At 31.7% G+C, this 24,613-nt stretch carries 24 protein-coding genes; 18 read left to right on the forward strand and 6 right to left on the reverse strand.

Annotation, left to right across the window (positions count from 1 at the left end):
- Positions 1-65: 65 nt before the first annotated feature.
- From ACQYZ7_RS14245 to ACQYZ7_RS14255, 3 genes are all read left to right on the forward strand, one after another.
- Complete coding sequence (locus tag ACQYZ7_RS14245) at positions 66-650, forward strand: SMI1/KNR4 family protein (RefSeq protein ID WP_430730389.1); 585 nt, start codon at positions 66-68, stop codon at positions 648-650.
- A 125-nt stretch (positions 651-775) separates the two neighbouring features.
- Positions 776-1,102: a DMT family transporter gene (locus ACQYZ7_RS14250; protein ID WP_430730390.1), complete on the forward strand. Its 327-nt coding sequence runs from the start codon at positions 776-778 to the stop codon at positions 1,100-1,102.
- 8 nt (positions 1,103-1,110) lie between these two features.
- Positions 1,111-1,479, forward strand: coding sequence for a DUF2200 domain-containing protein (locus ACQYZ7_RS14255; RefSeq protein WP_430730391.1), 369 nt, complete (start codon positions 1,111-1,113; stop codon positions 1,477-1,479).
- An 87-nt stretch (positions 1,480-1,566) separates the two neighbouring features.
- Here the strand turns inward: ACQYZ7_RS14255 and ACQYZ7_RS14260 are convergent, their stop codons facing one another.
- On the reverse strand, positions 1,567-2,352 hold the full coding sequence (locus tag ACQYZ7_RS14260; protein WP_430730392.1) for a helix-turn-helix domain-containing protein: 786 nt from the start codon (positions 2,350-2,352) through the stop codon (positions 1,567-1,569).
- A gap of 177 nt (positions 2,353-2,529) precedes the next feature.
- On the opposite strand from ACQYZ7_RS14260, the gene ACQYZ7_RS14265 reads away from it, so the two are divergent.
- From ACQYZ7_RS14265 to ACQYZ7_RS14290, 6 genes are all read left to right on the forward strand, one after another.
- Positions 2,530-3,108: a non-canonical purine NTP diphosphatase gene (locus tag ACQYZ7_RS14265; protein ID WP_430730393.1), complete on the forward strand. Its 579-nt coding sequence runs from the start codon at positions 2,530-2,532 to the stop codon at positions 3,106-3,108.
- The gene (locus ACQYZ7_RS14270) at positions 3,109-4,140 is read left to right on the forward strand and encodes a FecCD family ABC transporter permease (protein ID WP_430730394.1); all 1,032 of its coding nucleotides are present in this window, start codon (positions 3,109-3,111) and stop codon (positions 4,138-4,140) included.
- A 136-nt stretch (positions 4,141-4,276) separates the two neighbouring features.
- Positions 4,277-4,981, forward strand: coding sequence for an ABC transporter ATP-binding protein (locus ACQYZ7_RS14275; RefSeq protein WP_430730475.1), 705 nt, complete (start codon positions 4,277-4,279; stop codon positions 4,979-4,981).
- Between the two features lie 65 nt (positions 4,982-5,046).
- Positions 5,047-6,084, forward strand: a complete 1,038-nt coding sequence (locus tag ACQYZ7_RS14280) for a M28 family metallopeptidase (protein WP_430730395.1) — start codon at positions 5,047-5,049, stop codon at positions 6,082-6,084.
- A 238-nt stretch (positions 6,085-6,322) separates the two neighbouring features.
- A complete protein-coding gene (locus ACQYZ7_RS14285) occupies positions 6,323-7,492 on the forward strand; it encodes a histidine decarboxylase (protein ID WP_430730396.1) in 1,170 nt (389 codons plus the stop codon).
- A 54-nt stretch (positions 7,493-7,546) separates the two neighbouring features.
- On the forward strand, positions 7,547-8,170 hold the full coding sequence (locus tag ACQYZ7_RS14290; protein WP_430730397.1) for an outer membrane beta-barrel protein: 624 nt from the start codon (positions 7,547-7,549) through the stop codon (positions 8,168-8,170).
- 42 nt (positions 8,171-8,212) lie between these two features.
- Here ACQYZ7_RS14290 and ACQYZ7_RS14295 read toward each other — a convergent pair whose 3' ends face one another.
- The 3 genes from ACQYZ7_RS14295 to ACQYZ7_RS14305 form a co-directional block, all read right to left on the reverse strand.
- On the reverse strand, positions 8,213-9,310 hold the full coding sequence (locus tag ACQYZ7_RS14295; protein ID WP_430730398.1) for a methyltransferase: 1,098 nt from the start codon (positions 9,308-9,310) through the stop codon (positions 8,213-8,215).
- An 18-nt stretch (positions 9,311-9,328) separates the two neighbouring features.
- Positions 9,329-10,861: an FMN-binding glutamate synthase family protein gene (locus tag ACQYZ7_RS14300; protein ID WP_430730399.1), complete on the reverse strand. Its 1,533-nt coding sequence runs from the start codon at positions 10,859-10,861 to the stop codon at positions 9,329-9,331.
- 92 nt (positions 10,862-10,953) lie between these two features.
- On the reverse strand, positions 10,954-11,205 hold the full coding sequence (locus ACQYZ7_RS14305; RefSeq protein WP_115901257.1) for a type B 50S ribosomal protein L31: 252 nt from the start codon (positions 11,203-11,205) through the stop codon (positions 10,954-10,956).
- Between the two features lie 197 nt (positions 11,206-11,402).
- Between ACQYZ7_RS14305 and ACQYZ7_RS14310 the strand changes: the two genes are divergently transcribed.
- On the forward strand, positions 11,403-12,443 hold the full coding sequence (locus ACQYZ7_RS14310; RefSeq protein WP_430730400.1) for a glutaminyl-peptide cyclotransferase: 1,041 nt from the start codon (positions 11,403-11,405) through the stop codon (positions 12,441-12,443).
- A 16-nt stretch (positions 12,444-12,459) separates the two neighbouring features.
- Positions 12,460-13,956, forward strand: a complete 1,497-nt coding sequence (locus ACQYZ7_RS14315; protein WP_430730401.1) for a hypothetical protein — start codon at positions 12,460-12,462, stop codon at positions 13,954-13,956.
- A 342-nt stretch (positions 13,957-14,298) separates the two neighbouring features.
- Here ACQYZ7_RS14315 and ACQYZ7_RS14320 read toward each other — a convergent pair whose 3' ends face one another.
- On the reverse strand, positions 14,299-15,582 hold the full coding sequence (locus ACQYZ7_RS14320) for an amidohydrolase family protein (protein WP_430730402.1): 1,284 nt from the start codon (positions 15,580-15,582) through the stop codon (positions 14,299-14,301).
- A gap of 74 nt (positions 15,583-15,656) precedes the next feature.
- On the opposite strand from ACQYZ7_RS14320, the gene ACQYZ7_RS14325 reads away from it, so the two are divergent.
- The 4 genes from ACQYZ7_RS14325 to ACQYZ7_RS14340 are packed head-to-tail and all read left to right on the forward strand — an operon-like array spanning position 15,657 to position 20,047.
- A complete protein-coding gene (locus ACQYZ7_RS14325; RefSeq protein WP_430730403.1) occupies positions 15,657-16,337 on the forward strand; it encodes an SDR family NAD(P)-dependent oxidoreductase in 681 nt (226 codons plus the stop codon).
- Positions 16,338-16,352: 15 nt separating this feature from the next.
- Complete coding sequence (locus ACQYZ7_RS14330; protein WP_430730404.1) at positions 16,353-16,952, forward strand: SprT-like domain-containing protein; 600 nt, start codon at positions 16,353-16,355, stop codon at positions 16,950-16,952.
- A gap of 8 nt (positions 16,953-16,960) precedes the next feature.
- Complete coding sequence (locus tag ACQYZ7_RS14335; protein WP_430730405.1) at positions 16,961-18,022, forward strand: mannose-1-phosphate guanylyltransferase; 1,062 nt, start codon at positions 16,961-16,963, stop codon at positions 18,020-18,022.
- A 39-nt stretch (positions 18,023-18,061) separates the two neighbouring features.
- A complete protein-coding gene (locus ACQYZ7_RS14340) occupies positions 18,062-20,047 on the forward strand; it encodes a GTP-binding protein (protein ID WP_430730406.1) in 1,986 nt (661 codons plus the stop codon).
- Here ACQYZ7_RS14340 and lpxK read toward each other — a convergent pair.
- Entirely contained in the window at positions 20,044-21,078 is a 1,035-nt protein-coding gene (gene lpxK, locus ACQYZ7_RS14345; RefSeq protein WP_430730407.1) for a tetraacyldisaccharide 4'-kinase, read from the reverse strand. The two genes, ACQYZ7_RS14340 and lpxK, sit on opposite strands and share 4 nt — an antisense overlap.
- A 102-nt stretch (positions 21,079-21,180) precedes the next feature.
- On the opposite strand from lpxK, the gene ACQYZ7_RS14350 reads away from it, so the two are divergent.
- The 3 genes from ACQYZ7_RS14350 (at position 21,181) to ACQYZ7_RS14360 (ending at position 24,609) form a co-directional block, all read left to right on the forward strand.
- A complete protein-coding gene (locus ACQYZ7_RS14350; protein WP_430730408.1) occupies positions 21,181-22,275 on the forward strand; it encodes a Nif3-like dinuclear metal center hexameric protein in 1,095 nt (364 codons plus the stop codon).
- Positions 22,276-22,278: 3 nt separating this feature from the next.
- Positions 22,279-23,049, forward strand: coding sequence for a zinc ribbon domain-containing protein (locus ACQYZ7_RS14355; protein ID WP_430730409.1), 771 nt, complete (start codon positions 22,279-22,281; stop codon positions 23,047-23,049).
- A gap of 162 nt (positions 23,050-23,211) precedes the next feature.
- A complete protein-coding gene (locus ACQYZ7_RS14360; protein ID WP_430730410.1) occupies positions 23,212-24,609 on the forward strand; it encodes an FAD binding domain-containing protein in 1,398 nt (465 codons plus the stop codon).
- Positions 24,610-24,613: the final 4 nt, after the last annotated feature.

Consider the following 24,613-nt stretch of genomic DNA (forward strand, 5'->3'; position numbering starts at 1 on the left):
ATACATTTTCTTTTGCATGAAGAGTTTAAAAAACACCCATATTACACTACCAAAAAATAATTAAAATGAAAAACCAAAAAGTTGAAATTGAAAATTTATGGAACAGATTTAAAAATTGGATTACTTCAAATGCTCCACATTTATCAGAAGAGCTTCAACCTGCGATTCAAGCAGAAAAAATAAAACAACTCCAACAAACCATACAAACAGAACTACCCGAAGATTTTATACTATTTTTAAGCATACACAATGGTCAAGATAGAAATGCCGATGGTTTTATAGATGCTGAAGAATTACTTTCTTCTGACCGAATAATAGACGAATGGAGAATTTGGTATGATCTATACCAAGGAGGTGACTTTGAAGATAATGAAGCTGAACCAGATGAAGAAATTAAAAATTTTTGGTGGAATCCTAAATGGATACCCATTACTTATGATGGATCAGGAAACCACCTATGCATAGATATGGATCCTACAGAAAATGGAACTAAAGGGCAAATAATTAGAATGTGGCACGACGATAGTGTAAGAGAGTTTATAGCACCTTCTTTTAAAACTTTCTTTGAAGATTACTGTACCAATCTTGAAAATGATAAATATGTGTACTCTGACGAGTGGGGAGGAATAATTAATAAAGAAGATTTATAAAAACCTTTAACTTAATTACAGTAGTAACCATTCTTATTTCAAAATAAAACAAGTAAAAAGGTAAAATAGCTTAGCTTATAATTGAGAAAAGTTATTGTATTTTAGTGTCTAAAAAGTAATTACAAATGAATTGGATTTTGTTAATTATAGCTGGACTTTTTGAAGTTGCTTTTGCCGCTTGTCTTGGAAAAGCTAAAGAAGCTACTGGAATAGAAGCTACATATTGGTATATTGGCTTTTTAATCTGTTTATCTATCAGTATGTTACTTCTTGTAAAAGCAACCCAAGAGCTACCTATTGGAACTGCCTATGCGGTTTGGACAGGAATTGGTGCTATAGGAACAGTACTAATCGGAATTTTAGTTTTTAAAGAACCCGCTACATTTTGGCGATTATTTTTTATCACAACATTAATTACTTCGATTGTAGGACTCAAAATCGTTTCACATTAACCTAAACCATGAAAACAACACCTAAACACGACGAAAGAATAGCTAGCATGACTTTTGCTTCTGTTTATCCACACTATGTTACTAAAGTTGAGAAAAAAAACAGAACTAAAGAGGAATTGCATCAAGTAATTGAATGGTTGACTGGTTTCGACAACGAAAAGTTAGACAAATTGATTGATCAAAAAGCAACCTTTCAAACCTTCTTTAATAAAGCTAACTTAAATCCAAATGCTTATTTAATTACAGGTGTTATTTGTGGCTATCGGATAGAAGAAATAGAAACTCCTTTAACTAAACAAGTTCGTTATTTAGATAAACTTGTAGATGAATTAGCTAAAGGTCGTAAAATGGAAAAGATTTTACGTAAACCTAGTTAACAACTTCTCTTTTTAAATCCTTAAGAGCTACGTCATTTATTTTAATAAAAAGAGGCTTTTAAAACCTCTCAAACGATTTAAATACACCTATTTTCTTGCTATCTTATAAATTACAATTATTTCAATTATCACAGTAGGTATTAATAAGAACAATCCTAAACTAGCCAAAACTACTGTAGCCAAGAAAGCTCCTGTAACAATTTCTAAAACACCTCCTATTTGCACTATAGTCCCTAATTTATTCTTTAACTGTAATAAACTCATTCCAAAAATCATTTGAATTGCTCCAAAAATAAGTAACTCAGTTATAAGAGATATAGCTATAATTTCACTACTAAAGTTTATTAAAAAAATATCATAGAATTCAGATAACACATAAATTATCATAAAAACATAAACCACCATCTCTAGTAATTTATGAGCATAAATTTTAGCTACTCTTAAAAACCCCATAAAAAACAACACAAAAGCTACAGAGGAAATTACTTTAATACTAGTATATGTAGCTACATTAAAAATTGACTCATCTTTTGTAAACTGGTATATATCTGCGATAGTTTCAATAAATCCAAAAACAAAATAGATAATTCCAAAAATCCAAGCTAAGTTTAATCTCTTCTTATCTTGATTTGTATATACTACCTCATTTGTAAACTCTTCTAAATTAATAGTTGCATCTAATGCTTGTAATATAGTCTTTATGGTAAAACTTCTTGGCATAGTTTCTCCTGCCTCTATACGTTGTATTGTACGAACATTAATATTACATTTTTCAACAAGCTCTTCTTGAGTTAATCCCTTTTGTTTTCTTAATTCAAGAATCTTTTTTCCTAAACCTGGTTGTTTCATGGTAAGTAAATTTTTATTTCTCATACAATATTACTTTTCATTCTAAATTTGATAAAACTATTTAATTGTTTTAAACCCGACTTTTACACGACATCTCTTTGTTTATAGTAGTTTCAAGATGAATACCTTTTCTATAAAAAATAAAAACACCAACAAAGATGATAAAAATTGAATACATTTGCTTTTGTTAATTTTCAATACATGAAACTAGTTTTTGCTACCAATAATCTAAATAAACTTGCTGAAGTACAAAAAATGCTCCCTAGCTCTATTGAACTTCTATCTTTAAAAGATATTAACTGTTTTGACGATATTGAAGAAACTGCTACTACTTTAGAAGGCAATGCCCAAGTTAAAGCAAATCATATTACCGAAAAATTTGGATACAATTGCTTTGCTGATGATACAGGTTTAGAAGTTGATACTTTAAACGGAGAGCCTGGTGTATATTCTGCTCGTTATGCAGGTGAACCTACTAATGCAGAAAACAACATGCAAAAACTATTAACAGAGTTGAATAATAAAACTAATAGAAATGCTCAGTTTAGGACTTCTATTTGTTTAAACTTGGATGGAAAACAATTTTTATTTGATGGAATTTGCAAAGGAAATATTTTAACCTCTAAACAAGGTGAGCAAGGTTTTGGATACGATCCTATATTTCAACCTGAAGGATACAATAAATCATTTGCAGAAATGACTTCAGAAGAAAAAAATAAAATTAGTCACAGAGGACTAGCAATTCAGCAGTTAGTAGCATTTTTAAAATCAATTAACTAGTTGAATTTATCAAAAACATACACAGCTCATTTTTTACTTTTATCGGTTTTACTGATAGTTTTTTTACTCCTAAATATTAGTTTAGGTTCAGTATCAATTCCTTTACAAGAAATTTTTAATTCTTTATTTGGTAACCCTGTTGCAAAAGACAGCTGGGAAACTATCATCATTAACTACCGTTTACCTAAATCTATTACTGCTATGTTGGTAGGTTCAGGGTTATCAATAAGTGGTTTGTTAATGCAAACATTATTTAGAAACCCACTTGCTGGTCCTTTTGTATTAGGTATATCTTCTGGCGCGAGCCTAGGTGTAGCATTACTTATTTTAGGCTCTAGTGTTTTTGGAGGTTTTTTTCTAGTGGCAATTTACTCAAACTGGGCATTAGCCATCGCTGCAAGTGCTGGGTCTTTCTTAGTATTATCAGCTGTTATTATAGCCGCAAATAGAGTTCGTAATACAATGTCTATTTTAATTATTGGATTAATGTTTGGCTCATTAACATCGGCGGTTATTAGTGTATTAGCTTTTTTTAGTGAAGCTGAACAAATACAACAATATTTGTTTTGGAGCTTTGGAAGTCTTGGAAATTTAACTTGGACTGAACTTTCAGTTTTTGGAGTTATTTATCTTATCGGAATTCTTGGAACATTCTCTGTAATAAAACCCTTAAATAGTTTCTTATTAGGTGAAAATTATGCAAAAAGCTTAGGAATTAACATCAAAAAAAGCAGAAACATTGTTTTATTAATTACAAGTATTCTCACAGGTGTAATTACTGCTTTCTCGGGACCTATAGCTTTTGTTGGACTAGCTGTTCCGCATATTGCTAAAATGATTTTCTCTACATCAAATCATAAAATTTTGTTGCCTGCCGTTGCTTTAATAGGAGCAATTATTTTATTAATTTGTGACAGTATAGCACAATTACCAACAAGTGAATTTACTTTACCTATTAACGCAATAACCTCATTATTTGGAGCACCTGTTGTTATTTGGTTATTGATAAGGAAGAAAAAAATATATGTATAGAATAGAGTTACTAAAAACTTTATAAACAATTAAACGGATAAACATCAAGCAACAAGAAAAAAATATCGTCTTACAAACAGAAAACCTTTCTATAGGGTATCAATCAAAAAAGCAGCAAACAGTTATTGCTTCAAACATTGATTTAGCTATTGAAAAAGGAAAATTTGTTGCTTTATTAGGTAAAAACGGAATAGGAAAATCAACTCTGCTACGTACTATTTCTAAAGTTCAAAAACCTTTAAAAGGTTCTGTAAAAATCAATCAAAAAGAACTTTCAGCCTATACGAATCAAGAATTGTCAACTACGCTGAGTTTGGTATTGACAGAACGCTTACCTCTAAGTCAATTAACCGTTTTTGAGCTCGTAGCTTTAGGGCGTCAACCCTACACAAATTGGATTGACAAACTAACTCAAGATCATTTAAAAAAAATTCTCTGGGCAATTGAACAAACTGAAATCACACATTTAAAAGACAAACGTTTTTATGAATTAAGTGATGGTCAATTACAACGTGTACTTATTGCTCGTTCTTTAGCTCAGGATACTGAAATTATTATTTTAGATGAACCTACTGCTCACTTAGACATTCACCACACATTTAAAGTTTTTTCTTTATTAAAGAAACTTGTAAAAAACACAGGAAAAACTATTATTATCTCTACTCACGAAGTAAATTTAGCGATTCAACTTGCTGATGAATTCATACTCCTTTCTGAAAAGCAATTATACACTGGTACTTCACAAGAATTAATCGCTCAGAATGCTTTTGAAGAGCTTTTTCCAAAAGAATTAATAAGTTTTAACAAAACATTAGAACAATTCGTTATCAAGAAAAATTAAATTTGAACGATAGTAACATTTTGTTACTTTTGAAGCTAATCAAACTAAACAAACCTTAATTATTGATGAGAAAATTACTTTATATAGCTAGTGCAGTTGCACTGGTAGCATGTGGTTCAAGCAAGGAAACTGCAAATACAGATAATGACGTAACCACAGACCAAGCTGCAAAATATGCAAAAACCATTACTGCAAAAGATTTAGGTAAACACCTATTCATCTATGCTTCAGATGAATTTGAAGGAAGAAATACTGGTGAACCTGGACAAAAAAAAGCGGTAAAGTATTTAAAAGATTTTTATGTTAGTCAAGGAATCGCATCCCCTATAGGTAGTAATGATTACTTTCAAGAAGTACCTTCTGAATACTTAAGTAACAACCGTAGAGGAATGACATTAAAAGATTCTGAAAATGTTGTTGCTTTTATCAAAGGAACGGAAAAACCAGATGAAATTTTAGTTATTTCTGCGCATTTAGACCACGAAGGAGTTAAAAATGGAGAAATATACAATGGTGCAGACGATGACGGATCAGGAACTGTAGCTATTTTAGAAATCGCTGAAGCTTTTAAACAAGCAGCTGATGCAGGTAAAGGACCTAAACGCTCTATTTTATTTTTACACGTTACTGGTGAAGAAAAAGGTTTATTAGGGTCTAAATATTATACCGAAAACCCTATTTTTCCATTAGCCAATACTGTTGCTGATTTAAATATTGATATGATTGGTAGAGTTGACGACCTTCATAAAGGAAACCCAAATTACGTGTACTTAATTGGTTCTGATAAATTAAGTACTGAATTACACAATATCTCTGAAGCGGTGAACAAAAAGTATACAAACATCGATTTAGATTATAAATACAACGATGATAACGACCCAAATCGTTTTTATTATCGTTCTGACCATTATAATTTTGCTAAGCACAACATTCCAATTATTTTTTATTTTAATGGAACACATGCCGACTATCACAGACCAACTGATACTCCTGACAAAATCAATTATGAAATGTTAGAGAATAGAGCTCGTTTGGTTTTCCATACAGCTTGGGAAGTTGCGAATCGTGAGAATCGTGTTGTGGTTGATAAAGCCGCAGAATAAGGTCTAACCAAGTTTAAATTATAAAGTTTAAAAGCTCATCTAAATTAGATGGGCTTTTTTATTTACTTTAAAGTTAAATATCGTTCCTAAAATATATCTTCTTTTCTTCCTGTAAAAAACCGTTAACAGATTATTTATCTACTATAACAATTAAATTAGAAAAATAATCTAAATACTCAACTTATACCTGATAAATAACATTGCTTCGTTTACATTTGCCTGCTTAAATTTTAATACTATGGTTAACGAAGGGAAATTATCGTTAGAAAATCAACAAAAACTAGATAAGTTACAAGAAGAATTAGCTTCTGCTCGTGATACTTTTTTAGGGTATCCTGTATCAAAAGATTTTGATTATTCTGAATTAAATAAGTTTTTTCAATATCCAATTAACAACCTTGGTGATCCTTTTGAACAAGGTACTTATCGTGTACGTACCCATGAAATGGAACGTGAGGTCATCGCTTTTTTCGCAAAGCTATTTAGAGCTAATCCTAAAGATTTTTGGGGATACGTTACCAATGGTGGTTCAGAAAGTAATTTATATGGCTTATACATCGCTCGAGAATTATTCCCAAAGGCTATGGTGTATTATTCTGAATCTACTCATTACAGTGTTCGTAAAAACATTCATTTGTTAAACATCCCTAGCATTGTAATCAAATCACAAGAAAATGGTGAAATGGATTATGAAGATTTTGAAAATACTGTTCGTATGAATCGTCATAAACCTGTAATTGTATTGGCTACTTTTGGTACTACTATGAAAGAAGCTAAAGACGATATAGGTAAAATCAAGGGGATTTTACACAACTTGGCAATTCAAGATCATTATATTCATTGTGATGCAGCTTTAGCTGGTTCTTTTGGACCATTTATGCAACCTCGCCTTCCTTTTGATTTTATGGATGGTGCTGACAGTATTTCTATCAGTGGACATAAATTTATTGGTTCACCAATACCTACCGGAGTATTAATGGCTAAAAGATCTAATAGAGATAGAATTGCTAAAGGAATTTCATACATCGGTTCTTTTGATACCACTATTACAGGTTCTCGTAACGGACATTCTCCTTTATTCTTGTGGTACGCCCTAAAACAACTTGGTGTTGAAGGTTTACAACAACGTTACCAACATAGTTTAGCTATCGCTGAATATTGCGAAGCTGAATTACAAAAAATTGAAGTAAATGCATGGAGAAACCCTAATGCGATTACTGTAATATTACCAAAAACTCCACAAAGTATTAAAGATAAATGGCAGTTAGCTACTGAAGGGAACATTTCTCATGTTATTTGTATGCCTAACGTAACAAAAACTCAAATTGATGAGTTTGTAAACGATTTAAAAAATTGTACAGAACAGATTATTGAAGAGGAATTTTCCTATGATTTTTCATTAAGCTAACCTTTTATTAATCTAAGACAAGTACTTTTGATTGCTTTAAAAGAAAATTTAATTATGAAGAAATTATTATTAAGTACAATGCTACTTGCATTGTCATTTGCTTATGGGCAAGAAAAAAAAGAAAAATTAACTATTGAAAAAGGTACATGGTATACTGGTGCAAATTTTTCCATAGGACATAATAGTAATGAATTTGAAGGTTCTCCTGAAACTTCTAAATATTTTAACTTTAACTTCTCTCCTAAGCTAGGATACACTATTAACGACAACTTAATTATAGGTTTAGGTGTAGGATATGGATATTCAAAAAGTGAATCAGGGAGTGAAATTGGAAAAGGCAACTCCTATAAAATCTTTCCTTACATCAAAAAACACTTTCCGCTTGGAAAGAAATTAACTATTTCGTTACAAGGAGAGTTTAGCTATAGTTATTCTGATTATTCAAGCAATATTAATTCTACTCCATACGAAAGAAGCACCAACCAATATTTTGTAGGGATAAGACCTGGACTTACTTATTTTTTAAACAAAAACATCGCCTTAGAAGCTAATATAGGTAGCTTAGGTTATTCTAAAATAGACCGAGATGAAAGTGGTTTTCCTGACAGAGAATCTGATTCATTTCAGTTTAATATAAACTCAACTGATTTAATGTTCGGTTTATCATATTATTGGTAGTATTAAAGTTTACAAATCAAACAAAAAACGCTAAGAAAATTCTTAGCGTTTTTTTATACATTCCATTATTTGAAACTTTTTATTTTGTTGTAACACACTTACCGAAGAAAAAAGCTTTGTTAGGTGCGTACTATAATTCAAATGGGAATTAGCCACTAACAAAAACCTTCCGCTTATTTTCAAACATTTTTCTACTCCTTTAAAAAGATTTAGTGCTATCTCAATATTATTCTCATACTCGAAATGAAAAGGAGGGTTCGACACTACTAAGTCAAAAGAATTTTCTTTTAAACCCTCTAGGGTATCATCGCATAAAAATTCTGCTCTTTTTCCTTCTAAGTTAATTTTAGATGACTCAATAGCTAAATTAAAATCATCTAGCAAAGTTACTTCTGCTTGTGAATTTTGCTCGGTAACTTCATAAGCTATAACTCCATTACCTGAAGCTACATCTAATACTTTTAACTCCTCTGTTTTAACTTCTAAATTTTTTAAAAAAAATTGCGTCCCTATATCTACACTTCCAGAGGAAAACACACCATAATATTGCTGTAAAGTTTTGTCTTCCCTCTGAATAGTATTAATTAGATTTTTCTTTTGAAATTCTTTTTTAGGTGCTTTTAAAATTAATAAACGTGCCTTTTTCCATGCTTTTGACTGAGTAACTTCTTCAAAATATTCTTCAGCAATTTTTATATAAGAAGGAGAAAAATACTTAGTCATAAATCCACAAATAACCTCAGTTTTTTCATGTGAAGCTTTATGGATATGTTGTAAGAACAACTCAAATAACTCTAATGACTTTGGGATTTTAATTAAAGCCACTTCTATATGCTGCAAAGCATTAAGTGGAGTTTTAAAATCAACTTCCGTTGAAAAATTATTCAATTTCAAATTTTGACGAATTGCTTTTTGCTGACTAGCATACGTCCAAACAGTTGTAACTTTTTTATTCTGTAAAGCACAATTCCACACTCCAAAACGATCATTAAAAAGATGTAAGTGCTCTATATTTTTTTCATTTATATAATCTAACGCTAAGAGTTCAGCGTTACTCCAAGCTCGTAAACTTTTGTCAGAAGTCTCAGGGTAACGCTGTAATTGATATGTTTTTGAATTAATTTTTACTGTAGTATCCAATTAACTAATATTCTATTCTTAACTTATAAAAACCTTTTCTTTAACGTAGTAAATTTCATCTAATGAAGTTATTTCTCCTCCCGTATTTCTTCTGAAAATGTGTTTTGGTTCAATATCTTCAATTGATTCTTTCCCCATAGCTGCAACCATTTCTTTAATTGCACTAATGGTTTTATTGTGGTAGTTTTTTACACGTATATTCTTATACTTAACCACCAAAGCCTTAACCAAGTCTTTTTCTTGCGTTGCTACACCTACTGGACATGTATCTAAGTTACATTCACGTGCCTGAATACACCCTAAACTTAACATAAAACTACGAGCCATTCCAATTGCATCAGCCCCTAAAGCTAAGTATTTAATCACGTCAAAAGCGTCAATAGCTTTTCCGCTTGCAATAATTTTTATTTGATCTTTTAGTCCGTATTTTTTCAACATCTTATTTACAAAAGATAATCCTTCTAGCAACGGTGTACCAATGTAGTTTGAAAACTCTAAAGGAGCTGAACCTGTTCCTCCTTCACCTCCATCAACAGCTATGTAATCAGGGTAGTTATTCGCATCTGCAAATGCTTTAATCATCGCTTCAATTTCATCATTATCTCCAACACAAAACTTAATTCCTATTGGCTTCCCTCCTGACAACTCCCTTACTTGTTGAATAAATGTTACCATTTCATCAAAATTAGAAAAAGCATCATGTCCTGGTGGCGAATCTACTCGTGTAAAAGGTTCTACAGAACGAATTTCAGCAATTTCTTTTGTATTCTTTTTTGCTGGAAGAATTCCTCCATGACCAGGTTTGGCTCCTTGAGAAAGCTTTATTTCAACCATTTTTACCTCTGGTCTTACTGCATTATTCTTAAAAACCTCAGCATCAAAAACTCGCTTCCCGTTTACACTTTTTCCTGCTCCAAAATAGCCTGTTCCTACCTGAAAAATTAAATCCCCACCTTGTAAATGGTAAGGGGAAACACCTCCTTCACCTGTATTGTGGGCAAAACCTCCCATTTTTGCTCCTTGATTCAATGCCATAATCGCATTTTTACTCAACGAACCAAACGACATTGCTGAAATGTTAATTATAGAAGAGTTATACTTCTGCTTACACTTATCTGAGCCTATGAGTACTCGTTCACCATTAATATGATGATGGTCTTTAGGAAATAATGAATGTTTTACAAATTCATATCCTTTTGCATACACATTGTGTTGTGTACCAAAAGGAACTGTTTCAATTTCTTTTTTTGATCGCTGGTAAACTATACTCCTTTTCTCACGGTTAATAGGCTTTCCGCTTAAATCATCTTCAATAAAATATTGTTGAATTTTTTCTCGCTCTTCTTCAAATACCCAACGTAAGCGTGCAATTACAGGGAATGCACGCATTAATGAGTGCTCTTTTTGAATAAAAGCATCATATATTGCTAATAAAGTTACTACTGAAGCAACAGTTAACAAAATATAATTCCCCATATCTGGCATGAAATAAACCAACACACCACATAAAATATTAATTGCAATAATAACAGATAAGATAGTATCTCTCATTTCTTTTATTTTTCTGACAAAAATACAATTTTAGCATAAAAAAAGCCCTGACATATAGCCAGAGCTTTCTCTTATATTTAAAATACTTAAAATTACTTCTTAAATTTCGAGTATTTGTTTTTGAACTTATCAATACGCCCTGCAGTATCTACTAACTTAGACTTACCAGTGTAGAAAGGATGTGAAGTTCTTGAAATTTCTAATTTGATTAATGGATACTCAACTCCTTCTACTTCTAAAGTTTCTTTTGTATTAGCAGTTGAACGTGTTAAAAAAACATCTCCGTTAGACATGTCTTTAAACGCTACCATTCTATAATTTTCTGGATGTATACCTTTTTTCATCTCTTGTAAATTTAAAATCTTTTATTTTTGTTGAAAAAATTATAAAGTTGGTAATGCTTTATAGTTGTTTCATATATCAAAAACCTGCAATGGCTATTTGAGGGTGCAAATTTAACCCTTTTTTTTAATTTGCAAACAAATAATTTGCTTTAATTTGTACAACAACTTTATAAACTACAGAAAATAACATTTTATATATGCGTTTTTATAAACTTTTAACTTTAGGATTAACTACTTTCCTTGTAACATCTTGTAGCGAAACTAATTACAAATTTAAATTAAATACTACCAAAAAAACTACTTTAGGTAAAAAAGCTGCTATTAAGTTTGAACAACTTAAAGGTGAACAGATAGATTCTGTACAACTTTATGTAAACAACAAACGTGTAAATACTAACGAAACAAGTATTACTATAAATACTGCTGATTTTGGTGTAGGAAAACATGCTGTTACTGCGTTGGCTTTTTACCCAAACAAATCAAAAAAGCTAAACAATTCTATTGAGGTATTAGCAAAAGAAGCCCCTGCTGTGTACTCTTATAAAATTGTAAATATTTATCCGCACGATAAAGGAGCATACACTCAAGGGTTAGAATACAAGAATGGTTACTTATACGAAAGCACAGGACGTAATGGAGAGTCTACTTTACGAAAAGTAGAATTAGAAACTGGAAAAGTTTTACAAAAGGTAGATTTAGATAAGAAGTACTTTGGAGAAGGAATGACCATTTTTAATAATAAAATTTATTGGTTGACATGGCATGCTCGTAAAGGTTTTATATACGATCTTGAAACATTTAAGCAACTTGGAAGCTTTAATTACACCAATAGCAATCAAGGTTGGGGATTAACACACAACGGTTCTGAACTTATTAAAACGGATGGAAGCAACAAAATTTGGTTTTTAGACGCAAATAATCAGCAAGAAAAAAGAAGTGTTCAAGTATACACAAACAAATATCCTGTTGATAATTTAAATGAAATTGAACTTATTGATGGTAAAGTTTATGCTAATAAATGGCAACAAAATTCAATAGTTATTATCAATCCAGAAACTGGTGTTGTTGAAGGTGTAGCTAACTTAAATGGATTAAGAGATATTGTTGCTAAAGATCAAACTATAGAGCCTCAAGACGATGTATTAAACGGTATTGCATATGATACTGAAAACAATCGTTTGTTCGTAACTGGAAAACATTGGGGAAAATTATTCGAAATAGAATTAATAAAACAATAATCTACTACCTAAAATCATGAAGAACACCCTTCCCATACTAGCACTTATTTTATCTATTATTGTAATGTCTTGTAGAAAAGATTTCACTACAGTACCTAGTTATGGGAAGTTACAGTTTTCAAAAGACACAGTATTTCTAGATACAATTTTTAGCAATATAGGTTCTGCTACTTATAACTTAAAAGTATACAATAAGAGTAGTAAAACTATTACTATTCCAGAAATCAAATTAGAGAATGGAAATACTTCAAATTATCGATTGAATGTAGATGGATTAGCTGGTGATAACTTCAATAATATTGATATTTTAGCAAATGACAGCATCTATATTTTTATAGAAACTACTATTGACTTCAATACAATTCCAGATCCATTATATACAGATAAAATACTGTTTGATAATGGCGAAAATCAACAGGATGTGGATTTAGTGACTCTAGTACAAGATGCTCATTTTATTTTCCCTTCAAAAAACAACTCGGGTATTGAAACACTTGTTATTGATGGTAAAGAAACTGAAATTCAAGGTCGTTTTTTAACCGATAGCGAACTTACTTTTACCAATGAAAAGCCATATGTTGTTTATGGCTATGCTGCTGTTCCTTCTAACAAAACACTAACGATTGAAGCTGGGGCTAAAATCTATTTTCATAATAACTCAGGCTTAATCGTAGACAAAGACGCTAACCTTAAAGCCAACGGAACTTTAAATGAAAAAATTGTTTTTGAAGGAGACCGATTAGAACATCTATTTAGTGAAATCCCTGGACAATGGGGAACTATTTGGATACGTGAAGGTAGTTACAATAACGAGTTAAATCACACACAAATTAAAAATGGAACTGTTGGTCTTTTAGTTGATGGGCAAGACACATCCTCTCCTACTCTTACTATAAAAAACACTGAAGTTTATAACAATTCTAACTATGGCATTTTAGGTAGAAACACACATATTGTGGGAGAAAACTTGGTAATAGGTAATACAGGACAATCTTCATTAGCTTGTACTTTTGGAGGAAAATATAGCTTTACCCATTCTACTTTTACTAATTTTTGGAATAATGGCATTCGTCAGCTACCCGCAGTTCTAGTAAACAATCACATCACTTATACTAACGACAGCAACCAAGAAGTTACAGAAATTAATGATTTAGTTAATGCTAACTTTATTAATTGCATTATTGAAGGAAATAATAATATAGAATTCATCCTTGATAGAATTGATGGAACAACTTTTAACTACATGGTTGAAAACTGTTTAATCAAATTTGATGATTTTAATAATTCATTTACTGATAATAATGAATTGAATTTTGATGACACTTCACATTATCAAAACAACATTTTAAACAGTGAGCCTGACTTTAAAGATGTTACTAAAAACGAGTTTATCATTGGTGAAAATAGCGACGCCATTAATAAAGCAAAACCTACCGCTGTTTCTGAAGATATTCTAGGTATTGATAGAAGTACTTCTCCTGATATTGGCGCATATCAACATATTACTTTTTAGACAAATAAGTTTTATCTACAAAAACACTTCCACTTAACGATTAAAACAATCCATTCATCGAATTATACTAAAACACACTACTAAGTATATATATATTTGTAGTGTATTTGTTTCATTCATCAGAATAAAATAAATTAATTAGTTTGGTTAGTTGAGAGCTATTCTTTCATAACTGTAATGAATAGCTCTTTTTTAAAAAAGGAAAAAAACAACAATATATATTAAAATATTTGTCGGGGGGCAATACTAATAGATTGAGGAATCTATGCGGGGTAAAAAAAGGAATACTTAAGTATTCCTTTTTTTTATTAGTCATTAAAAAATTTCACCTGTTATTTATTATTAATCTTTTTTAAATACTTTTCCATTTTTCATCACAAAAACTACTTTTTCCATTGTATGAATATTTTGAATTGGGTCTTCATCTACTGCAATGATATCTGCTAAAAACCCTTTTTTAATCTGCCCCAACTTATTTTTCATCCCTAACAACGCTGCATTAGTTAATGTAGCAGATTGAATGGTCTCTATAGCAGGCATACCTCCCTCTACCATATATCCAAATTCTTTTCCGTTATTTCCATGTTTAAAAACTCCTGCATCTGTACCAAAAGCAATTTTTACTCCTTTTTTATAAGCTCTACCAAAAGTTCCTTGTATTTGTGGACCAACAGCCAATGCTTTAGGCACTACAATTTCTGGGTAAAATCCTTTTACTTTTGCTTTTTCTTCAACCTCTTTACCTGCTGTAATAGTAGGTACTAAATATGCATCGTGTTTTTTCATCAACTCCATCGTTTCATCACTCATATAAGTTCCATGTTCAATAGTTTTTACTCCTCCAATAATCGCTCGCTGCATTCCTTCATCTCCGTGAGCATGAGCAGCTACATGCATTCCATAATCTTTTGCAGTTTCGCAAATTGCTTTTACTTCTTCAATAGTAAATTGAGGGTTATCACCACTTTTAGCTACACTCAACACACCGCCTGTCGCTGTAATTTTAATACAATCTGCTCCATTTTTATAACGCTGACGTACTGCTTTTTTAGCATCTTCAACCGAATTTACTACACCTTCTTTCGGACCAGGGTTTCCTAGTAATTTTCTACTACTTCCATTAGTTGGATCTGCATGACCACCTGTAGTTGCTAATGATTTACCAGCCGTAAATACTCTAGGCCCTGTAATTTTCCCTGCTTTAATTGCTTTTGCCAAAGAAATATTGACTCCTGTTCCTCCCAAGTCTCTTACTGTCGTAAAACCATTTAATAAGGTTGTTTCTGCAAACTTTACAGAATTATACGCTCTATCAGCTTCATTTAAAATATATTTTTCCAACCTTGATTTTGGACTATGCTCACTTTCAATATGCACGTGCATATCAATTAACCCTGGCATTACTACCTTATCTTTTAAGTCTATAACAACATCTTCTGAATTTTCAGGACTCACATATCCTTTTAACACGTCAATAATTTTATTTCCATTTACTACAATGGTTTGCTCTTTATTTATTTTACCTTTTTCCGTATCAATTAACTTTCCGCAGAATATATAGGTACTCTGAGCAAATGAAACAATCGACATCGTTAAAAACAGTACTAAAAAAAGTCTTTTTTTCATGATAATTTAAGAATGATTAAGCAATAAATGTAGTGATTTTTATGTAGCTTGCCTTTTTAAATTTTAACAGTTACATGAAGAACATTGTTATTACAGGAACCAGTAGAGGTATTGGTTTTGAATTAGCGCAGCAATTTGCTAATCAAGGACATCAGGTATTAGCATTATCTAGAAATACAAAACCTTTAGAGCAAATAAATCATTCAAACATCACAACTATTTCTGTTGATTTATCTGACGAAAATGATGTAAAAAAAGCGGTTGAGTTTGTTTCTACTGAATGGAAAAAGGTAGACATTCTTATCAATAATGCAGGAAAACTGATTAATAAGCCCTTTGAACAATTAACCACCCAAGATTTTGAAGAGGTTTATAAAGTAAATGTTTTTGCTGTTGCTGAATTAACTAGAAACCTTTTACCGTTTATGCAAAAAGGAAGTCATGTAATAACTGTAAGTAGCATGGGTGGAATTCAAGGAAGTATGAAGTTCCCTGGATTAGCTGCCTATAGCTCTGCCAAAGGTGCTGTAATTACCTTGTCTGAATTACTAGCTGAAGAATACAAAGAGCAACAAATAGCTTTTAACGTGTTAGCGTTAGGTGCCGTACAAACGGAAATGTTAGAAGAAGCTTTCCCTGGTTATATTGCCCCATTATCAGCTAAAGAAATGGCTAATTACATTTTTGATTTTGCTTTAACTGGTAACAAATATTATAACGGAAAAGTTTTACAAGTTTCTAGTTCTACCCCTTAAATTCAAGTACAGCATTTGAAAAAAGCATTGATTAAATACATCCCAGAAAAAGCTATTCCGTTAGTTGAATATTTAATTATTGAGCATAAAATCAACTTAAAAATAGTGAGTGAACGTCAAACCAAACATGGTGATTTTCGTCGCTTGCCAAACGGACACATGCAAATTACGGTCAATAACAATCTGAATCCGTATCAGTTTTTATTAACCTTAATTCATGAAATTGCACATCATGTTACCTATCAAAAATTTGGAAGAGTACAACCTCATGGCAAAGAATGGAAAACAGTATTTCAACATTTAATGCTACCTTTTTTACAACCTGAGATTTACCCTAAACATATTTTACCCTATTTAGCCAACTACTTAAAAAATCCGAAAGCAAGTACCGATACCGATGTAAATTTATCATTGGCTTTACGAGAAGGAAAATCAGAAGACGGAAAGAATTTTATCTTTGAAGTTCCAAACGGAAGTGTTTTTCAGTTTAAAGAAAAACTATATAAGAGAGGAAATAAACGCAGAACACGCTACGAATGCTTAAATTTAGAAAATAAGCGCGTGTATCTGTTCAATCAAAATGCAGAGGTGAAACTCGTAGTTTTAAATAAATAACAGCTTGTATGAACACTAATTATTATGCAGTAATCATGGCAGGTGGCGTAGGTTCTCGTCTTTGGCCAATAAGTACCGAAAAATACCCTAAACAATTTCATGATTTATTAGGGTCTGGTGAATCATTGCTGCAAAGAACTTTCAACAGAATTAGCCAATTAATTCCTTCTGAAAATATTTTAATCGCTACAAATAAACATTATGAGGAATTAGTTTTAGAACAACTTCCTAAAATTGGTAATAAACAGTTACTGCTAGAACCTGCAATGCGTAACACTGCTCCTTGTATTTTATATGCTGCACTAAAAATTCGCCAGCAGAATGAAAATGCAGTGATGTTAGTTGCTCCATCAGATCATTGGATTGAAAACGAGACTGAATTTCTTAAAAATATTGAAACTTCTTTTAATGCTTGCGCTAAAGAAGATATATTGATGACTCTAGGAATTCAACCAAATCACCCTAATACAGGATATGGATATATTCAGTTTAAAGAAAAGGCTGATGAAATAAAAAAAGTAAAAACCTTTACCGAAAAACCAAGTATTGAAAAAGCTACACAGTTTTTAGCAAGCGGTGACTATTTATGGAATGCTGGTATTTTTGTTTGGTCAACTAAAAGTATTCTAGATGCTTTCAAAAAACATCTTCCAGAAATGGTTGACATTTTAGATGATGGAAACAATATGTACAATTCCGATTTTGAAGACGATTTCATTAAGAATAACTACGAAAAATGTGAAAACATTTCTATTGACTTCGGAATTATGGAACGCTCTAAAAAAGTGCATGTATTACCTGTAGATTTTGGTTGGGACGACCTTGGTACTTGGGGATCTCTGTATAACAAACTTGGTAAAGATACTAACCAAAATGCAACTGTTGGAGCTAACACTATTTTTAAAGATGCCAACGGGAATATGGTTAGTACTCAAAACGGTAAAAAAGTAGTAATTCAAGGATTACAAGATTTTATTATTGTAGAAAAAGACGATGTGTTAGTTATTTGTCCGCGTAAAGATGAACAAGACATTAAACAACTACGAACAAAAGCAAAAGAGAAATTTTAATAAGTTACTCCTCTCTTTTCTATAACACATTATTGATTAATGGAATATTCCAACATTCTTAACATAGGTATTTTAGCACATGTCGATGCAGGTAAAACTACCTTAACAGAGCATTTATTATACCATACAGGAGCCATAAGAAATATAGGAAGCGTAGACAAAGGCTCTACTGTTACCGATAGTTTAACGCTGGAAAAAGAAAGAGGAATTTCTATTAAAGTAGCAACTACTTCTTTTATTTGGAATAACACCAAAGTTAACTTAATTGACACTCCAGGTCACGTAGATTTTTCTAGTGAAGTTGCAAGAACATTATGTGTCGTAGATGCGGTTGTTTTAGTAATTTCAGCAGTTGAAGGTGTGCAAGCACATACACTAACCATTACAGATGCTCTACAAAAGCTAAAAATTCCTACTATAATTTTTATCAATAAAATTGACCGACAAGGTGCTGATACCGAGAATGTTTTAGCACAAATAAAAAATGAACTTCAATTTAAAACGGTATCCATTTATACAGGTCATAATGAAGGATTAGACACTACATCCATCAGCCCTGTTTTTAATAACAGCTCCGTTACTAAAGAACAAAAAGAAGTCATTGTAGAGGAATTGATTGAAACTGATGAAGATTTGTTTGAACAGTACTTAAACGGAGATATTATTACTGATGAAGCTTACATAAAATCCATTATAAAAAACACTTCTAAAGCTTTAATTTCTCCTGTGTTTACAGGAATTGCTAAAAACAATATCGGTGTAAAAGAACTATTAGATGGATTGACAAGTTTTATCAAGCCTAATAAAAATGAAATCTCACAAGAAACCTCTGCTTATGTTTATAAACTAGAACATCATAAAGTCCATGGCGCTATGGCACATGTAAAAGTTTTCTCAGGCGAATTATCTTCTAAATCGGTTATATACAATCATACACAAAACCTAGAAACTAAAATAAACCAAGCCAAAGTTTTTCATCAAACCAAACATATTGATACAACTATAAAAACTGGTGATATTGGAATTATTACAGGAATTATTGGTACAAAAACAGGAGACATACTAGGAACTCCTAAAAGAATTCCTAAACTCCCCGAGTTAAACACACCTGTTTTGAGTGTACAAGTGTTACCTGATAACGATAAAGATTATAATGCATTAGCACAATCATTACAGATTATAGACAGAGAAGATCCTTCTTTACAATTCAAATGGCATAAGCCTGAAAAAGAATTGTTGCTATTACTAATGGGAGATATGCAAATTGAAGTACTAACCCATGTATTACTGGAACGGTTTTCAATACCAGTTCGTTTTACTGAACCTCAAATTGTATACAAGGAAACTATAAGCAAAGCTGCTGAAGGTTATGTTCGTTATTGGATGCCTAAACCCTGTTGGGCAATTATGACTTTTTTAATTGAACCTACTCCTTTAAACTCAGGAGTTAGTTACCAATCTATTGTTTCCAAAAACGATGTTCATAATAAATATCAAAACGAAATAGCCAGAACTATTCCAAAGGCCTTAGAACAAGGTTTACTCGGCTGGGAAGTAACCGACGTAAAAATAACATTAATCAAAGGAGAAGATCACAATGTACATTCAAGACCCGGTGATTTTAATTTAGCTACTCCTATGGGAATTATGAAAGGTTTGCAAGCTGGAGGAACACATTTATTAGAACCTTTAGTTCGCTTTGAAATAAAAACCAATGAAGAATTCTTAAGTAAAGTCATTTCAGAACTCACTACCAGAAGAGCTACAATTAATTCTCCTTCTTTTCAAAACGAATTGATGCATCTTACAGGAACTATTCCAGTAGCAACATCTTTAGATTTAAGTATTAAATTAAATACTATTTGTAGTGGTCGTTTACGTTTACGAATGGTTTTTCACGGCTACGATATATGTCCTGAAGGAGAAGGTAAATCGAGAGATTTTAAAGGAGTTAATCCATTAGACGAAGCCCAATGGATATTGCATCGTCGTGGCGCTTATAAAGCAGACGAACGAGTAATTTAATTCTTATTTTTTATTTCTTCTAACACTAAAGAATCAAAAATTTCGTCTTCATTTAAAAACTTACTTTTTATAGAAATATAATTTAGTTGATCAATCTTACCCTCCAATCGCATATAATCCTTTTCAGTAGTCAAAATTATTTTTTGTTCAGATGGTAACTCATCAAAAGATTTCTTAATATTTGAAATGTCCTGCTGGGTAAAATTATGATGGTCTGGGAAGTTTAGGTGTTTAAAACCTACTTTCTTTTCCTTTAAAAAGTTCAATAATGGTTTGGGGTTCGCAATTCCCGTTACTAACAATACCTCTTTATGCTGCAAATCAGCAATTGCTAATTTATCATCTGTTCCTTTTAAATTTTCATCGTAAGCAATCGTTGTAAAAAATACTTTTTGATACGACTTCGGATTTATCTTGCGTACTATCTTTCCTTGCTCCGATTTCGATAAATTCTCAGGACATTTAGTAACCACAATTACACTCGCTCGTTTAGCTCCTCTCCTACTTTCACGTAAATTCCCTGTTGGCAACACAAAATCGTCAACATATAAGTCATTATATTTAGTCAGTAAAATATAACTACTTGCAGTTACTTTTCTGTGCTGATAAGCATCATCTAACAATACTACTTCTGGTGGGTTATGAGTCTGTAATAACTGCTGAATTCCATTTGTTCTATCAGCATCCACAGCCACCGTAATATCATTTTTAAATTTCTTATAAAACTGCAGCGGTTCATCTCCAACATCTTCAGCTGTGTGTGTATCGTTTACCAGTTGAAACCCTTCTGTTTTACGTTTATAACCACGACTTAACACCGCTATTTTATAATCATCCTTCAATAAACGTATCAAATATTCAATCTGCGGAGATTTTCCCGTTCCACCAACACTTAAATTTCCAACAGCAATCACTGGGATATCAAAAGAAGTTGATTTTAAAACACCTAGATTAAAAAAACAATTACGAATTCTCGTAATAGCATCGTACAAAACAGCAAACGGAAATAATAAAAATCGAAGTAGCTTCATTACACCAAAAGTAATAATTTAAGCATTAATGTACAGGATACTTTTATTTTCATTTTTCTACTTTGTAACTTTGCTATAGTAATATTTTGAAAACGTACCCAAATGCAAATAAAAGACGTCACCAACTATATTGAGCAACTAGCACCACTTTCATATGCTGAAGATTTTGACAATGTTGGTTTATTAATAGGTAATTACAGTACTGAAGTTACAGGAGTTTTAGTTACACTAGACACTCTTGAAGAAACTGTAGATGAAGCAATTGCTAATAACTGTAATCTTATTGTAAGTTTTCATCCCATTGTATTTAGCGGACTAAAAAAGATTAACGGCAACAATTATGTAGAACGCGTCGTATTAAAAGCTATTCAAAATAACATTGCTATTTATGCTACACATACCGCATTAGACAATGTAAACAATGGAGTTTCTTCGAAAATGGGGGAAGTTTTAGGCCTTGAAAACATGAAGACCTTAATACCTAAGAAAAGAATTATCAAGAAGCTAACGACTTATGTTCCTTCAAAAAATGCAGATGATCTTCGTAACAAATTATTTGAAGCAGGTGCTGGTAACATCGGTAATTACGAAAATTGTTCTTTTAATACCGAAGGAAAAGGAAGTTACAAAGGAAACGAAAATTCTAACCCTACAGTAGGTGAAAAAGGAACATTAATGTTTGAAAAAGAAACGTGTATTACAGTAACTTTTGATAGTTTTTTAGAAGGGAAAATACTTTCAGTACTGTTTAAAAATCATCCGTATGAAGAAGTTGCTTATGAAATCATTACATTAGACAATCAAAACCAACACGTAGGTATGGGAATGATTGGTGAGCTTCCATCAGCAATGACGGAAAAAGACTTTCTTTTGTTTGTAAAAAAAACGTTCAAAACAGAATGTGTACGACATTCAGAATTACTATCTAAACCTATAAAAAAAGTAGCTGTACTAGGCGGTTCAGGAAGTTTCGCTATTAAAAATGCGATGCGAGCTGGTGCTGATGCTTATATTAGTGCTGATTTTAAATATCATGAGTTTTTTAAAGCGGAAAAAAGAATATTACTTGCAGATGTAGGACATTATGAAAGCGAGCAGTTTACAAAAAACCTTTTAGTTGATTATCTTAGCAAAAAAATTAGTATTTTTGCAATTATTTTAAGCGAAAAAAGTACAAATCCAATACACTATATTTAACAGATGGCAAAAAAAGAAGTAACGGTAGAAGAAAAATTAAGAGCGTTATACGATTTACAGTTAATCGATTCTAGAATTGACGAGATTAGAAACGTTCGCGGTGAATTACCTTTAGAAGTTGAAGATTTAGAAGATGAAGTTGCCGGATTAAACAAAAGACTTTCTAATTTAGCTGAAGATGTTAAAAATTTAGAAACTGATATTAGTAATAAAAAGTTAGCGATTGAAGAATCTAAAAACTCAATTACTAAGTATGAAGAACAACAAAAAAATGTTCGTAATAACCGTGAATTCGATTCTTTATCTAAAGAAATTGAGTACCAAGAGCTAGAAATTCAATTATCTGAAAAGAGAATTAAAGAATATAAAGCTAAGATTGCTCAAAAGAAAGAGGTTATTGATAACACTAAAGAAAAATTAGCTCAACAAGAAGCACATTTAGCTCACAAAAAAGGTGAATTAGATGCTATCTTAAAAGAAACTGAAAAAGAAGAGCAATTATTAAAAGAAAAGTCTGAAGAATTTTCACAGTCTATCGACAGACATTTATTGACTGCTTATAAAAGAATTAGAACTAAAGTAAGAAACGGATTAGCAGTTGTTGCTATTGAGCGTGGAGCTGCTGGAGGTTCTTTCTTTACTATTCCACCACAAGTACAATTAGAGATTGCCAATCGTAAAAAGATTACAATTGATGAGCACAGTGGTCGTATTTTAGTAGATCCAGCTTTAGCACAAGAAGAAAAAGACAAAATTGACAGCTTATTTGCTTAATATTTTTCTTAAAATATACACAAAGCCTCCAATTCTTGGAGGCTTTTTTATTGCTACATATTTTGACCGTTAGATTATTAAGTCATTAAAAAGCTTGAACTCCTCACTTTTCATTTTCAACTTTTCACCGAACGTTACATTTTCGTATCTTGCATTCTGCTTATGATACAATTTATATTAAATAATCAGGTAATAAAAACTACAGCAAATGCTGGTATTACCTTACTCGATTTTATTCGAGAACACCAACAATTAAAAGGCACAAAAATAGGATGTCGCGAAGGCGACTGTGGTGCTTGTACCGTTTTAGTTGGTGAACTAAAAAGCAATTCTGTTACTTACCAGAGCATTACTTCGTGTATTTCTCCTTTAGGAAATGCTAACGGAAAGCACATTGTTACGGTTGAAGGAATCAATTTACCGAAAGAACTAAATACTGTTCAAAAAGCGATGACCGATAATTATGCTACCCAGTGTGGATTTTGTACGCCTGGCTTTGTGGTTTCTATGACTGGTTATGCACTCGATGGTAATAAAACAACCTCTTGCAACGATGCTATTAGTGGAAATATTTGTCGTTGTACAGGCTATAAATCAATTGAAAAAGCAGGTTTTGAAATAGAACAAAAACTGCAACAAAAAGATAACAATCATCAAATTGAGTGGCTGATAAAAGAAGGATTTATTCCAAATTATTTTGAAACAATTCCAGAGAAACTAGCACTATTACAACCCAAAACTTTTGAGAAAACAGGAGTAAAAATAGCCAACGGAACCGATATATATGTACAGCATGCAGATAAAATGGCTGAAGAGGATGTACATTTATTAACCGATCAAAATGCTTTAAAAGAAATTTCTTTTACTGAAGGATTTTGTACACTGGGTGCTAATACAACCGTTACCGAAATTGCAGAAAGTAAAAAACTACAAACACTTTTCCCTAAACTAAAACAATTTTTAAAACTCGTTTCTTCTGAACAAATCAGAAATATGGGAACCATTGGTGGAAACTTTGTAAACGCCTCTCCTATTGGTGACATGTCTATTTTCTTTTTAGCATTGAATTCAACGTTAACCATTCAAAAAGAAGATGGAAGTACGCGACAAGTTTCATTTCAAGAGTTTCATCAAAACTATAAAAAGTATGATTTACAAGAAGGTGAAATTCTACAATCAATCGCTTTTAAAACTTTAGAAGAAAAAGAGTTTTTTAATTTCGAAAAAGTAAGCAAGCGTACGCATTTAGATATTGCTAGCGTAAATGCCGCTGGAAGAATTTCTATTGAAAATAATATTATTACCAATGCTCACTTTTCTGTTGGAGGGGTTGCTCCCATTCCTAAATATTTATTCAACACCAATGAATTTTTACTTGGAAAACCTATCTGTTCGGAAACAGTTAAAGAAGCAGAAACTATTTTACAATCAGAAATTTCACCAATCACTGACGTTCGTGGAGCCTCATCATATAAGCGTTTATTAGCAAAACAATTATTTTTTGCACATTTTATCGAGCTATTTCCAAATCAAGTTGAACTTAAAAAACTGATTGCTTAATGAA

This window comes from Tenacibaculum sp. SDUM215027, from assembly GCF_050566205.1.
Lineage (GTDB): Bacteria > Bacteroidota > Bacteroidia > Flavobacteriales > Flavobacteriaceae > Polaribacter.

Excerpts from the sequence above, each read along its gene's own strand:
- ACQYZ7_RS14245 (WP_430730389.1), top strand. The coding sequence starts at position 66 with ATGAAAAACCAAAAAGTTGAAATTGAAAATTTATGGAACAGATTTAAA.
- ACQYZ7_RS14250 (WP_430730390.1), top strand. The coding sequence starts at position 776 with ATGAATTGGATTTTGTTAATTATAGCTGGACTTTTTGAAGTTGCTTTT.
- ACQYZ7_RS14255 (WP_430730391.1), top strand. The coding sequence starts at position 1,111 with ATGAAAACAACACCTAAACACGACGAAAGAATAGCTAGCATGACTTTT.
- ACQYZ7_RS14260 (WP_430730392.1), bottom strand. The coding sequence starts at position 2,352 with ATGAGAAATAAAAATTTACTTACCATGAAACAACCAGGTTTAGGAAAA.
- ACQYZ7_RS14265 (WP_430730393.1), top strand. The coding sequence starts at position 2,530 with ATGAAACTAGTTTTTGCTACCAATAATCTAAATAAACTTGCTGAAGTA.
- ACQYZ7_RS14280 (WP_430730395.1), top strand. The coding sequence starts at position 5,047 with ATGAGAAAATTACTTTATATAGCTAGTGCAGTTGCACTGGTAGCATGT.
- ACQYZ7_RS14285 (WP_430730396.1), top strand. The coding sequence starts at position 6,323 with ATGGTTAACGAAGGGAAATTATCGTTAGAAAATCAACAAAAACTAGAT.
- ACQYZ7_RS14290 (WP_430730397.1), top strand. The coding sequence starts at position 7,547 with ATGAAGAAATTATTATTAAGTACAATGCTACTTGCATTGTCATTTGCT.
- ACQYZ7_RS14300 (WP_430730399.1), bottom strand. The coding sequence starts at position 10,861 with ATGAGAGATACTATCTTATCTGTTATTATTGCAATTAATATTTTATGT.
- ACQYZ7_RS14305 (WP_115901257.1), bottom strand. The coding sequence starts at position 11,205 with ATGAAAAAAGGTATACATCCAGAAAATTATAGAATGGTAGCGTTTAAA.
- ACQYZ7_RS14310 (WP_430730400.1), top strand. The coding sequence starts at position 11,403 with ATGCGTTTTTATAAACTTTTAACTTTAGGATTAACTACTTTCCTTGTA.
- ACQYZ7_RS14315 (WP_430730401.1), top strand. The coding sequence starts at position 12,460 with ATGAAGAACACCCTTCCCATACTAGCACTTATTTTATCTATTATTGTA.
- ACQYZ7_RS14320 (WP_430730402.1), bottom strand. The coding sequence starts at position 15,582 with ATGAAAAAAAGACTTTTTTTAGTACTGTTTTTAACGATGTCGATTGTT.
- ACQYZ7_RS14325 (WP_430730403.1), top strand. The coding sequence starts at position 15,657 with ATGAAGAACATTGTTATTACAGGAACCAGTAGAGGTATTGGTTTTGAA.
- ACQYZ7_RS14335 (WP_430730405.1), top strand. The coding sequence starts at position 16,961 with ATGAACACTAATTATTATGCAGTAATCATGGCAGGTGGCGTAGGTTCT.
- ACQYZ7_RS14340 (WP_430730406.1), top strand. The coding sequence starts at position 18,062 with ATGGAATATTCCAACATTCTTAACATAGGTATTTTAGCACATGTCGAT.
- lpxK (WP_430730407.1), bottom strand. The coding sequence starts at position 21,078 with ATGAAGCTACTTCGATTTTTATTATTTCCGTTTGCTGTTTTGTACGAT.
- ACQYZ7_RS14350 (WP_430730408.1), top strand. The coding sequence starts at position 21,181 with ATGCAAATAAAAGACGTCACCAACTATATTGAGCAACTAGCACCACTT.
- ACQYZ7_RS14355 (WP_430730409.1), top strand. The coding sequence starts at position 22,279 with ATGGCAAAAAAAGAAGTAACGGTAGAAGAAAAATTAAGAGCGTTATAC.
- ACQYZ7_RS14360 (WP_430730410.1), top strand. The coding sequence starts at position 23,212 with ATGATACAATTTATATTAAATAATCAGGTAATAAAAACTACAGCAAAT.